This is a genomic window from Nocardioides sp. Soil_C_8 (genome assembly GCF_057656315.1).
On sequence record NZ_JBDGKQ010000004.1, the window covers coordinates 57,770 to 69,815 of the forward strand.

Annotated in this window: 10 protein-coding genes; 4 read left to right on the plus strand and 6 right to left on the minus strand. The window is 73.4% G+C overall.

The genetic code is table 11. From position 1 onward, the window contains the following. Window positions 1-107: 107 nt before the first annotated feature. The 6 genes from AC3A3L_RS17215 to gap all read right to left on the minus strand — a co-directional run bounded on the left by AC3A3L_RS17215 (window position 108) and on the right by gap (window position 4,982). Window positions 108-995, minus strand: coding sequence for a type IV toxin-antitoxin system AbiEi family antitoxin (locus AC3A3L_RS17215; RefSeq protein WP_487641266.1), 888 nt, complete (start codon window positions 993-995; stop codon window positions 108-110). 283 nt (window positions 996-1,278) lie between these two features. After that, window positions 1,279-1,638 carry an RNA polymerase-binding protein RbpA gene (locus tag AC3A3L_RS17220; protein ID WP_172259783.1) on the minus strand — a complete coding sequence of 120 codons (360 nt, stop codon included), beginning with the start codon at window positions 1,636-1,638 and terminating at the stop codon, window positions 1,279-1,281. A 30-nt stretch (window positions 1,639-1,668) separates the two neighbouring features. Continuing rightward, window positions 1,669-1,908, minus strand: coding sequence for a preprotein translocase subunit SecG (gene secG / locus AC3A3L_RS17225; RefSeq protein WP_487641267.1), 240 nt, complete (start codon window positions 1,906-1,908; stop codon window positions 1,669-1,671). 44 nt (window positions 1,909-1,952) lie between these two features. After that, on the minus strand, window positions 1,953-2,723 hold the full coding sequence (gene tpiA, locus AC3A3L_RS17230; protein WP_487641690.1) for a triose-phosphate isomerase: 771 nt from the start codon (window positions 2,721-2,723) through the stop codon (window positions 1,953-1,955). Between the two features lie 35 nt (window positions 2,724-2,758). Then, entirely contained in the window at window positions 2,759-3,982 is a 1,224-nt protein-coding gene (locus AC3A3L_RS17235; RefSeq protein WP_487641268.1) for a phosphoglycerate kinase, read from the minus strand. Window positions 3,983-3,986: 4 nt separating this feature from the next. Then, entirely contained in the window at window positions 3,987-4,982 is a 996-nt protein-coding gene (gene gap / locus AC3A3L_RS17240) for a type I glyceraldehyde-3-phosphate dehydrogenase (protein ID WP_487641269.1), read from the minus strand. A gap of 229 nt (window positions 4,983-5,211) precedes the next feature. Between gap and AC3A3L_RS17245 the strand changes: the two genes are divergently transcribed. The 4 genes from AC3A3L_RS17245 to AC3A3L_RS17260 are packed head-to-tail and all read left to right on the plus strand — an operon-like array spanning window position 5,212 to window position 12,030. Beyond that, entirely contained in the window at window positions 5,212-6,105 is an 894-nt protein-coding gene (locus tag AC3A3L_RS17245) for an ABC transporter ATP-binding protein (protein WP_487641270.1), read from the plus strand. Beyond that, window positions 6,102-6,770: an ABC transporter ATP-binding protein gene (locus AC3A3L_RS17250; RefSeq protein WP_487641271.1), complete on the plus strand. Its 669-nt coding sequence runs from the start codon at window positions 6,102-6,104 to the stop codon at window positions 6,768-6,770. The genes AC3A3L_RS17245 and AC3A3L_RS17250 overlap by 4 nt, the downstream gene beginning before the upstream one ends. Beyond that, a complete protein-coding gene (locus tag AC3A3L_RS17255) occupies window positions 6,767-8,992 on the plus strand; it encodes a hypothetical protein (protein ID WP_487641272.1) in 2,226 nt (741 codons plus the stop codon). Before AC3A3L_RS17250 ends, AC3A3L_RS17255 begins: the two co-directional genes overlap by 4 nt. Further along, complete coding sequence (locus AC3A3L_RS17260) at window positions 8,989-12,030, plus strand: ABC transporter permease (protein WP_487641273.1); 3,042 nt, start codon at window positions 8,989-8,991, stop codon at window positions 12,028-12,030. The genes AC3A3L_RS17255 and AC3A3L_RS17260 overlap by 4 nt, the downstream gene beginning before the upstream one ends. The last annotated feature ends 16 nt before the right edge of the window (window positions 12,031-12,046 follow it).

Sequence of the window (12,046 nt, forward strand, 5' to 3'; positions counted from 1 at the left end):
GGCACTTCCTCGCGCTACAGCCGGCCGAGCGGGCACTTCCTCGCGCTACAGCCGGCCGAGCGGGCACTTCCTCGCGCTACAGCCGGCCGAGCGGGCACTTCCTCGCGCTAGGGCCGGCCGAGGTCGACGTACGTCGGAGCGCGCAGGCTCATGGTCGACCGCGCCGTCCAGTACCCCCGGTGGAGGCGGTCACCTGCGGCGAGATCAGGGCCGTAGACGTCCGCCTTCGTGAACACCTCCATCACCCACGCCCGCCGAGTGCGTAGCCAGCTCAAGCGGTCCTCGTCCGATACCTCGTCGTCCTCACCGTGGAACTCCTCGCCGAAGTACTCGGCGCCGAACCGCGCGTCCGGGTCGCCGACGTCGATCCGGAACCGAGGTGTGCCGTCATCCGAGTGCACCCAGATCTGGGTCTTGGGCCAGACCGGTATGTCCGCCTCGTGCCAGTGCAACCTGAGGGCGCTCTCCGGCGGGGATTCCGCTCCTGGATCGCCGAGCGGAGCGAGCCGGCGGAGCTGTACGACGCCGCGGTGCCCCTTGAACCTGTCGACCTCACGGATCAGCTGGTCCTGGTCGACGCCGAGGCGGAGGAACCCGTCGATCGCGGCGAGCGCGTCGTACCTCCACAGCAGGCGGCCGAGGTCGCAGGCCGTGCGCAGGGCGGTGGTGACCAGCATGCCAGCCATCTCCTCCGTGTCCGCCGGAGTCAGGCGGCGGACGCCGCTGCTCACACCCGTGCGCCGCATCCTGCTGGCCCTGCGGCTGTGAAGGTCCAGCGAAGGTATCTCGTGGATGGCGCTGCGGGGAAGGGCGTCGACGCCGTGGAGCCACGCCGCGGTCCTGTCGACGACCACGACGTGCGGAGGCGTCACCAGCTTCAACGCAGCGACGCGGAGCCGTAGCGAGTCTGGCACCTGGGTGGCGACGAAGACCCCGCGCACCATCGGCCTCAGCAAGCCGTTCGAGACCAGCTTGTGGCGGAGGCTGGACGGCACGCCGGCCGCGTCGGCCTCACGCGCAGTGAACGGTCGATCGACAGGGACTGGCGCGGTCCCGTCCAGCAGGACGGCGTCGCGACACCAGGTCGGCAAGCGCTGCATGCTCGGACGATGCCCGAACGGCGTGCTCGACGTCGTACCTCATCCACAGGCGCGGGCTGTCCAGCGCGAGGAAGTGCCCGCTCGGCGCTGTCTAGCGCGAGGAAGTGCCCGCTCGGCGCTGTCTAGCGCGAGGAAGTGCCCGCTCGGCGACGCCTAGCGCGCGGAAGTGCCCGCTCGGTCAGAAGATGATCTCGCCGGCCTTGCGGCGGCTGCGGAGGAGGGCGACGGCCTCGTCGAGGATGTCGGCCGCCTCGGTCTCGCTGCGACGCTCCTTCACGTAGGCGAGGTGCGTCTTGTAGGGCTCGATCTTGGGAGCCGGGGGCGGGTTCTCGGAGTCGAGGCTCGCCGGCAGCCCGCACTTGGGGCAGTCCCACGACTCGGGCACCGCGGCCTCGATCGCGAAGGTCACCACGGACCGGTGGTCGTGGCTGCAGAAGTAGGTGACGGCCTGGCGCGGCGCGGCCTCACCGCGCTCGGCCTCGCCCATCGGGCCAGCCCCTACTCGACTACCGCGGATCGCGTTTCCAGCACCAGCCATGACGACTCCTTCTCAGAAACGCTCGGGGACTCAGCTGCCCGAGTAGGCCATCAGCAGGCCCAGGGCGATGACACACGCAAACCAGATGACGCCGACCCCGATCGTGAACCGGTCGAGGTTCCGCTCGGCCACCGACGATCCCCCCAGGCTGCTGGACACGCCGCCACCGAACATGTCGGACAGACCGCCACCGCGGCCCTTGTGGAGGAGCACCAGCAGGATCATGATCGCGCTCGTCAGGACGAGCAGGATGGTGAAAGCCGTAATCACGAGCGGAAGCCTACGTCACGACGGCCGAGAACCGGTGAGCGCCCTCACAGCACGGGCATGTCGTAGAACCGGCAGATCCCGCCGAACTCGTCGACCTGCAGGCTCGCGCCACCGACGAGGCATCCGTCGACGTCGGCCTTCTCCATGATCCCCCCGACGTTGGCGGCCTTGACCGACCCGCCGTAGAGGATCCGCAGGCCGTCAGCGGCGCCGTCGCCGTGCACCTCGCGGACGCGTTCGCGGATCGCCGCGCAGACCTCCTGGGCGTCGTCCGGGGTCGCCACCTCGCCCGTCCCGATGGCCCAGACCGGTTCGTAGGCGACCACCAGGCCGGCGACCTGCTCGGCGGTGAAGCCGTCGAGCGAGCCGTCGAGCTGGGTGAGCGTGAACGGGACGTGCTCGCCCGCCTGGCGCACGTCGAGACCCTCCCCGACGCACACGATCGGGGTCATCCCGGCGTGGAGCGCCTTGTGGGCCTTGGCGTTGACCAGCTCGTCGGACTCGTTGTGGTACATCCGGCGCTCGCTGTGCCCGACCACGACGTAGGAGCAGCCCAGCTTGGAGAGCATGGCCGCGGAGATCTCGCCGGTGTAGGCGCCGTTGTCGTGGACGGAGACGTCCTGGGCGCCGTAGCGGATCGACAGCCGGTCGCCGTCGACCAGCGTCTGCACCGAGCGCAGGTCGGTGAACGGCGGCACGACGACGACCTCGACCTTGCCGAAGTCGTGGCGCTTGTCCGACAGCGTCCAGGCGAGCTTCTGGACCGTCACCACCGCTTCCTGGTGGTTGAGGTTCATCTTCCAGTTGCCCGCCATCAGCGGCGTGCGGTCGGTCTTTGTCTCGGCCACGGTCAGCCCCTCTCGAGTACGGCGATGCCCGGGAGCTCCTTGCCCTCCAGGAACTCCAGCGACGCGCCACCGCCGGTGGAGATGTGGCCGAACGCGGCCTCGTCGAAGCCGAGCTGGCGCACGGCCGCGGCGGAGTCGCCGCCACCGACGACCGACAGGCCCCCCGACGTCGTGACCTCGGTGAGCGCCTGCGCGACCGCACGGGTGCCGCCGGCGAAGGCGTCGGTCTCGAACACGCCCATCGGGCCGTTCCAGAAGACCGTCCTGGCGTCCGCCAGCGCCGCCGCGAACGCGGAGGCGGACTCGGGCCCGATGTCGAGACCGAGCGCGTCCGCCGGGATCTCCGAGGCGGGTACGACGGACGGCTGCGGCTCGCGGTCGTCCGACGGGAACGCCGTGTCGACGACGACGTCGGTCGGCAGCACGATCTCGACGCCCCGGTCCTCCGCCTCGCGGAGGTAGCGGGTGCAGGTGTCGAGCTGGTCGGCCTCGAGGAGGCTCTTGCCGACCTCGTGGCCCTGGGCCTTGAGGAAGGTGAAGACCATCCCGCCACCGATGAGCAGCTTGTCGGCCTTGTCGATGAGGTTGTCGATGACCCCGAGCTTGTCGGAGACCTTCGACCCGCCCAGCACCACGACGTAGGGCCGCTCGGGCTCCTCCGTCAGGCGTCGCAGCACGTCGACCTCCGCCGCCACCAGCCCGCCCATCGCGGACGGCAGCCGCAGCGCGACGTCGTACACGCTCGCCTGCTTGCGGTGGACGACGCCGAACCCGTCGGACACGAAGGCGTCGGCCAGCTGCGCGAGCTGGTCGGCGAACGCGCCCCGCACCTCGTCGTCCTTGCTGGTCTCGCCGTCGTTGAAGCGGACGTTCTCCAGCAGGGCGACGTCGCCGTCCTGCAGGGCCGCGACCGTCTCGGACGCGCTCGCGCCGACGGTGTCGGTCGCGAACGCCACCGGCCGCCCGAGCAGCTCGGACAGGCGACCGGCGACCGGCTCCAGCGAGTACTGCGGGTCGGGCGCGCCCTTGGGGCGGCCCAGGTGGGCGACGACCACCACTCGGGCGCCCGCGTCGGCGAGCTCCAGAAGAGTCGGCACGCTCGCGCGGATCCGGCCGTCGTCGGTGATGGTGGTGCCGTCGAGGGGCACGTTGAGGTCCGAGCGGACCAGGACGCGCTTCCCCCTCAGGTCACCGAGGGACTCGATGCCAGCGGTGGACTCGGCCATCGACTCAGAGCGACGTGCCGACGTGGGTGATCAGGTCGGCGAGGCGGTTGGAGTAGCCCCACTCGTTGTCGTACCAGCCGAGCACCTTGACCTGGTTGCCGATCACCTTGGTCAGCGGCGCGTCGAAGATGCAGGACGCCGGGTCGGTGACGATGTCGGTGGAGACCAGCGGGTCGGTGGAGTACTTCAGGTAGCGCCCGTCCGCGGCGGCCTTGACGATCTCGTTGACCTCGTCGACCGAGGTCTCGCGGCTGGCCTCGAAGGTCAGGTCGGTGGCGGAGCCGGTCGGGACCGGGACGCGCATGGCGTAGCCGTCGAGCTTGCCCTTGAGCTCGGGCAGCACAAGGCCGATGGCCTTCGCCGCACCGGTCGAGGTCGGCACCATGTTGAGCGCGGCGGCGCGGGCACGGCGCGGGTCCTTGTGGATGTTGTCCTGCAGGTTCTGGTCGGCGGTGTAGGCGTGGATGGTCGTCATCAGGCCCTTGGTGATGCCCAGGCCGTCGTTGAGCGCCTTGGCCATCGGGGCGAGGCAGTTGGTCGTGCACGACGCGTTGGAGATGACGGTGTGCGCCGAGGGGTCGTAGAGCTCGTGGTTGACGCCCATCACGATCGTGATGTCCTCGTTGGAGGCGGGCGCGGAGATGATGACCTTCTTGGCGCCGGCGTCGACGTGGGCCTTGGCCTTGGTCGCGTCGGTGAAGAAGCCGGTGGACTCGACGACGACGTCGGCACCGATGTCGCCCCACTTCAGGGCGGACGGGTCGCGCTCGGCGAACGCGGCGATGGTCTGGTCGCCCACCTTGATCGACGTGTCGTCGCTGGACACGTCGGCGTCGAGCCGGCCCAGGATCGAGTCGAACTTGAGCAGGTTCGCCAGCGAGGCGTTGTCGGTCAGGTCGTTGACACCGACGATCTCGATGTCGGCGCCCGAGGCGCGCACGGCGCGGAAGAAGTTGCGGCCGATGCGACCGAAGCCGTTGATACCTACGCGGACAGTCATGATCCATGCCTCCTTGGTGGGGCCTTCGGTGACCCCGTCGACAACTGCGGCCTTTGGTGACCACCTCCGACCCTAGCGGGCCACCGGTTCGCCGCAACGCGCGGTCTCCCGCGGTACGGACCGGTAACTTTGGATCGATCCAAGAGGGTCGTCGCTCCCCCGCCGGGCGTCGCAGGTGCATGATGTCCCAGCACTCCGCACGGGGTGCTGACCGACGACATGGCTTCAGGTGGCTTCAGGAGGACTCCAGGTGCAGGACGGGGGTGGCATCGGCGTCCGGTGCTCGGGCGTGGTGCACCTCTACCGCACCTTCGAGGGCCATGACGTGGTGGCGCTGCAGGGCGTCGACCTCGAGATCGCTCCCGGGGAACGGGTCGCGTTCCTCGGCCCGAGCGGCTCCGGGAAGTCCACGCTCCTCGCGCTCCTGGGCGGCATCCAGCGCCCCAGCGCCGGGCGCATCCTGCTCGGCGACGACGACATCTCGCGGATGAGCGAGCGACACCTGTCCCGGCTCCGGGCACGGCGGGTGGCGACCATGCTGCAGGGATCCACCCGCAACCTCCTTCCCTACACGACGGCGCGACGCAACATCGACTTCGCCCGCATCGGCATGACGGCCGACGAGGCCGACCGCGCGCCGAGCGTGACCGACCTCCTCGACCGGGTGGGCCTCTCCGACCAGGCCGACCAGGTGGTCAGCACGATGTCCGGCGGCCAGCGCCAGCGCCTGGCCCTCGCCTGCGCCGTGGCCACGACGCCCGGCCTGCTCCTCGCCGACGAGCCCACCAGCCAGCTCTCCCACGTGGACCGCGACGCGGTCGTCGGGCTGCTCCACGACCTCAACCGCGACTTCGGCACCACCGTCGTGGTGGTCACCCACCAGCCCGAGGTGGCAGCGACCTTCCCCCGCACCGTGACGATGAAGGGCGGCCGCGTGGGGTCCGAGGGGCACCACGGCGCCGAGTACGCCGTCATCGGCAACGAGGGCGTCCTGCACCTGCCGTCCCACCTGACCACCCAGTGGCCCGCCGGCACCCTCGTGCGCGTCGACGCGGAGCCGCGTCGGATCGTCATCAGCCACCCGGCCGACGAGACCGGCATCCCGCGGGAAGAGCTGCGATGAGCACCCCGACGAACGCCGCGACGTCCGCAGCCGGCGACCTGGTCCTCGACCACGTCAGGTACCAGCCCGGGCCGCTCCTGCTCGACGACGTCTCGGTCACGTTCCCGGCCGGCCGGGTGACGGCCCTGTCGGGGCCGAGCGGTTCGGGCAAGACGACGCTCCTCTCGATCGCCGGCGGCCTCGTCGCGCCGAGCACCGGCACCGCGACGTACGGCGGCAGCGCGACCTGGCAGGGCGACGGTGACCCGCCTCCCGAGATCGCGTTCGTGCTCCAGGTCTACGGCCTGGTCCCCATCCTGTCGGCCCGCGAGAACGTCGCCATCGCCCTGCGTGCCCGCGGGACCTCGTGGACCGACGCCTCCGACCGGGCCGAGTCGGCACTGGCCCGCTTCGACATCGCCGACCTCGGCGACCGGCAGGTGGAGGAGCTCTCCGGCGGGCAGCTGCAGCGCGTGGCATGCGCCCGCGGCCTGGTCGTCGGCGCCCCGGTGCTGCTCGCCGACGAGCCGACCAGCGAGCTCGACCAGGGCAACGTCGCTGTCGTCCTCGAGGCGTTGCGCGCCGAGGCCGAGCGGGGCTGCGTGGTCGTGATCGCCACGCACGACCCGGCCATCGTCGACCTGGCCGACCTCCACGTGGCGATCGACGAGGGCCGGATCGCATGACCCTGCGCCTGGTGGCCGGGTGGTGGGCCCGGCGCGGCACGCACCTGCCCGTCGCCGTGGCGATCGCCGTGGTCACCGCGGCCGCCGTGCTCGCCGACGCAGGCGGCAGGCCCGCCCTCCTCGTGCCGCTGGTCGTGCTGGCGGCCGGTGTCCTTCCCGGGGCGGGACTGGCCCTCGGCGGCGCACGCCGGCAGGAGGCAGCGCTGCTGCGGCTGCACGGGCGCCGGGGCGTGCGGTGGGTGTCCTCGCTCGTCGCCGAGCCGTTGCTGACGGCGGTCCTCGGTGGCGTGATCGGCGTCGCGCTGGCGGTGCTCCTGGGCACCGGGAACGTCTCCCCTGCGCCGGTCGCCGCTGTCTGGGTCGTCGCCACCGCCACCGTCGTCACGGCCATGGTGGTGGCAGTGCGCGGCCCGCTGACCGAGCTGCTCCGACCCGCCGGTGCCGAACGGGCGCGCCGGGCCAGCGCCCTGGCCGCCCTGGTGCCCGTGGTCGTCGCGGTGGCCGCGGTGGTCGCGCTGCTCCGCCGCTCCTCGTCCGCGCCCGACGCGTGGGCCTTCGCCGCGCCCGTGGTGGTGGGCCTCGCCGCCGGGCTGCTGGTGACCGCAGTGGTGCGGCTCGTCGCGAACCGGCTCGCCCGGCGGGCCGGCCTCGGGCCCTCGCTCGCCGGTCACCGGCTCGCGCTGCCCCGCGCCACGACCGGGCTCCCCGTCCTGGTGGGGTCGGCGGTGCTGCTGGGCTGCGCCGCGAACACCGCCTTCGCCGTCCACGACTGGGCGCGCGACACCTCGCTCGTGACGTCCGCGACGCCGCTGGTGGTGCCGTACGACGGCCCTGCCGAAGACCTGCTCGACGCGGCCCGCGAGGCGGACCCGGACGGCAAGTGGCTGATGGCGGCCATCCGCGTCCTGGAGGACGACCGTCCGATCTCGCGTCGGGTCTACCTCGACACGACGCGCTACGAGCGGGTCGTCGGCGACCGCCTCGACGGGACCGCGGCGTCGCGCGGCTCAGCGCAGGTGTCCGACCTCGGCGCCGTCGCGGCCGACACCGAACCGGAGCCCACGACCGACGGCAGCCGGATGACCGTCCGCCTCACCCTGGCGGGGCCGCGCCCGCGACCGCTGCGCCTCGACGTGCTGACCGTGAGCCCGTCCGGCGCGGGCCGCCAGACGGTCTTCGCCCGACCGACGCCGGGGACGCCGACCACCCTGGTCGCCGACCTGACCCGGTGCGAGACCGGCTGCCGCGTGACCGGCATGGAGGTCGCGGTCGGGTTCCCGTGCGGATCCGAGACCTGGGCCCAGCCCCGCTGCCAGCGGCCGGCGCTCACCGTCACCGCGCTGGACCTCGGTGGGCTCGACCTGCTGCAACGACCCTGGCTGCTGGGCGAGCCCGACGACCGGCCCCCCGGCGAGGTCACGGCCACGCCCGGACGCCTCCGCGTCCGGCCGAGCAGCGCCGGCACCAGCTACCTCACCACCGACCGCTCGACGTGGGCAACGCCGATCCTCGCCACGAGGTCCGTGGACTGGCCCGACGAGCCGGAGGCTCCGACCACTGGTGGCATGGCGCGGCCTGCCCGCGTCCTGGCGACCGCCGACGCGCTGCCCGTCGTCGGCGCCGCCGGCACGGTGCTCGACCTGTCCACGTCCGTCATCCCGGGCACCGGCGCCGTCGCGCGCGCCGAGCCGCTGGTCCTCGCGCGCGCCGACACCCCGGACAGCGTGCTGGCGCAGGTCGGCACGCCGCGCCCCGGGTCCGAGCTCTCGCGCCAGGTCGTCGACGCCGCGGACGACGGGGCGGCGAGCCGCTTCGCCGTGCTCGCCGCCGGCGGAGCGCTGCTCGGGCTGCTGGCCCTCGCCCTGCCGGCCGCGCGGCTGCGTCGCGAGCGCACCCACGAGCGGGCAGTGCTGCGCCTCGTCGGCGTACGCCGTGCCGACCAGCGCGCCGCCGGCCGCCTGCAGGTCGTCGTGATGGCGCTCGCCCCCGGCCTCGCGAGCGTCGCGGCGACGCTGCTCGTCGTGGTCACCCTCTCCGACGCCCTGCCCGTGCTGGCCGCCGGTCCGGGGCAGCTCCCCCTGGACGCCGGCCCCCGCCTCGCTGCGCTCCTCGTGGCCGGCGCGGTCGCGACCGTGCTCGCCGGCGTCACCACCTGGTGGACCGGGCACGTGCCCGACCGCGCCAGCCTCCCGGCCCGGCTGCGCGAGGAGGTGACGCCGTGATCCGGGTGGCACTCGACGGCCTGCGGTCGCGCTCGCTGCTCTCGCTCGGCACCCTGCTGCTGCTCGTGGTCGCACTGGGCTCGGCCGTGCTCGGCCCGGCCTTCGCCGCCGCGGTCGGCAACGCGTACGCCGTCACCCGCCTCTCCGCGGAGCGCAACGTGCTGACGGGCCGGACGTGGGAGGTCCGCCCGAGCGCCTCGACGGACGACCCGTCGACCCTGCTCGACGACACGCTCGACCAGCTCGACCTGCCTGACGACCAGCACGCCCCGAGCGCCCAGCTGGAGACCGCACGCGTGCTTGCCTCGCGCTTCCTCGGCGAGGTGATGCTGCTGGCCAAGCCCGACGCATGCGCGCACCTCGACCTCCAGGGCCGCTGCCCGTCGGCTCCGGGCGAGGTGGCGGTGCTGGCCGGCGACGCCGAGGAGGACGGGCACGAGCTCGGCGACCGCATCGACCTCGGCAAGCCGTTCGGCACGCTCACCCTCGTCGGCACCTATGCCTACCCGTCCGGACCCACCCTTCCCGCCGAGCGGCGCGAGGCGCTGGAGGACTTCTGGTTCGAGCCCACCCGGCTCGCGTCGGTGCCGACGACCGTGCGGCTCGGCACGGAGATCCCCCGGCAGCCGGCGCCGTACCTCGTGGCTCCGGACCAGCTCGCCGGCCTCCCCCCGAGCCTGCTCCTCGTCCGGGTCGACAGCCGCATCGACGTGCCTGCAGACCTTGATGCCGCAGACCTGCCCGCGATCGCCGGGCGCGCGGCCGCCGACCCGGCGCCGCAGCAGCTCGCCGTGGGCACCGCAGCGGAGATCTCCAACAACGACCTCGACGGGATCGTCACCGACGTCGACCGTGAACGGCGCTCGGCGCTGCTCGCCGTCACCCCGGCCGTGGTCTCGCTCGTCCTCGTCGCCCTCGCCCTCCTCAGCCGGCTCACCTCGGCGGCGGGCGAGCTGCGGGTCCCCGACCTGGCCCTGGCCTCGCTGCGCGGCGCAGACCGGCGGCGGACGTGGCTGCTGGCCCTGAGCGAGCCGCTGCTCCTCGTCGCCCTGGCGGTGCCCGCCGGCGTCGCCGCCGGCGCGGCGCTCACGTGGGCACTCGTGCGCGCCTGGCTGACACCGGGGCTGCCGATCCCGGTGCCGACGTACGCCGTCCTGGCGTGCGTCGCGGTCGTCGCCTGCTCGGTCGCCGTGTGCGTAGTCTCGACCCGGGCTGTCCTCGCGCGCAGCCTCGCCGACCAGCTGAGCGGTCAGGCCCGGCCCCGCCCGGCGGGGCGGCTCGCCGTGCTGGCCGCCCTCGCGCTGGTCGCGCTCACGCTCGTCCTCGTGGTCGCCGCGCTCACCCGGCCTGCGGGTGGTGCCACCGACGCGGCGGACCTCGTGCTGCCGCTGCTGATCGCCGCCGTGCTGGGTCTCGCCGCCGCCGGCGGCGCCCGGGCGACCGCTCGGGCGCTCGCCCGTCGGCCGGCGCGTGGCGTCGCGGGCTTCCTGGCGGTTCGGGCCGTCGCCCGGCGCTCGGTCGGCACGCTCGTCGTGCTGCCCCTGACCATCGCGATCGCCGTCGTCACCTTCGGTGCCGGCACGTTCGACGCGGCGGGCGCCTGGCGCGCCAGCGTGGCCGCGACCCAGGCCCCGGCCAGCACCGTCTGGTCGAGCGAGCTGCCGATGAGCGAGGCCGTCGCGCTCACCCACCGCCTCGACCCCGACGGCCGGTGGCTCATGGCCACGGGCACCTGGAACGCCCAGGACGGCGTCTACGTCGTCGCCGACGTGCCGCGGCTGCCGGCCGCGTCGTCGTGGGACCCCTCGTGGACGCCCGGGCACAGCGTCGACGACGTCGTCTCCCTCATCACCCGGCCGCCCACGCCACCGCTCCGTGGCGCCCTTCTCCGGCTCGACCTGACCGCGCCGCCGTCCGCGGACGAGGTCACCGTCGAGATGCGTCTGCGCACAGCCGGCGGCGACACCTACAACGCGTACGTCGGACCTTTCTCCCCCGGATCCTCCACCGCCACGGAGCGTGTCCCGTGCGAGCGCGGCTGCACCGTCGAGGGCCTCGCCCTGGCCGGGCCGGCCGGCCTGCCGACCGACCTGTCCGGGAAGTACGTCGTCGGTCCGCTGGAGGCGGACGGCTCGGACGCCTCCGACGTGCTCACCCGCGGTGACTGGCACCTCGTCGACGAGGGCGTGACGCAGGCTGCGCAGGACGTGCGCGTCGACGGAAGCGGCCTCGTCGTCACCGCCGACGGGACCGGCAAGGCCGCGCTGACGTCCGGGACCGGCGGCCTGCGACCCGTCGTGGCCGGGCGCGAGGCCGTGGGCCGCCTCGGCCGGGTCGCCGCGGGCGCCGCGACCTCCACCGTCGGTGGTCCCCCGCCGTCCGAGGCCGTGCTGGTCGCGGAGAGCGTGCCGTTCCTCGGCCCCGAGGGCGTGCTGATCGACTACGCCATGCTCACGACCAACCGCACGGTCTACGAGGAGGAGTTCGAGGTCCGCGTCCTCGCGGCGGCCGACACCCCCGAGAGCGTCACGACGGCGCTGGCCGACCAGGGACTCACGGTCGAGCGGCTCTACTCCCAGGAGCGCGAGCGCCTCGACGGGACGGCGTACGCGCTCGCCCTGCGCCTCTACCTCGTCGCGTCTGTCCTGGTGCTGCTGATGGCGGTCGCCGGGCTCGTCGTGACCACTGCCATCCAGCTCCCCGGGCGTCGGATGGACGCCGCCGCGCTGAGCGTCGTCGGCGTCCGACGGCGCTCGGTGCTGTCGTCGGTGGCCGTGGAGCAGGTGGTGGTGCTCGGCGCCGCAGGCATCGCCGGCCTGTTCGCCGGCGCGGCCTCGCAGCTCATCGTGCTGGGTCGCATCACCCTCGGTCAGGTCGAGGAGATCTCCTGGCCACGGGTCGTCCCGCGCATCGATCCCGTGCTGCTGAGCGGCACCGCCCTGGTGGTCGCCGTGCTGCTGGGCACCGTGGCCCTCCTCAGCGCCTGGGCGACCGTACGACGGGCGCGCGGCGCGTCGCTGCGCGAGAAGGCGCGCTAGGCAGGACCCAGCCGGG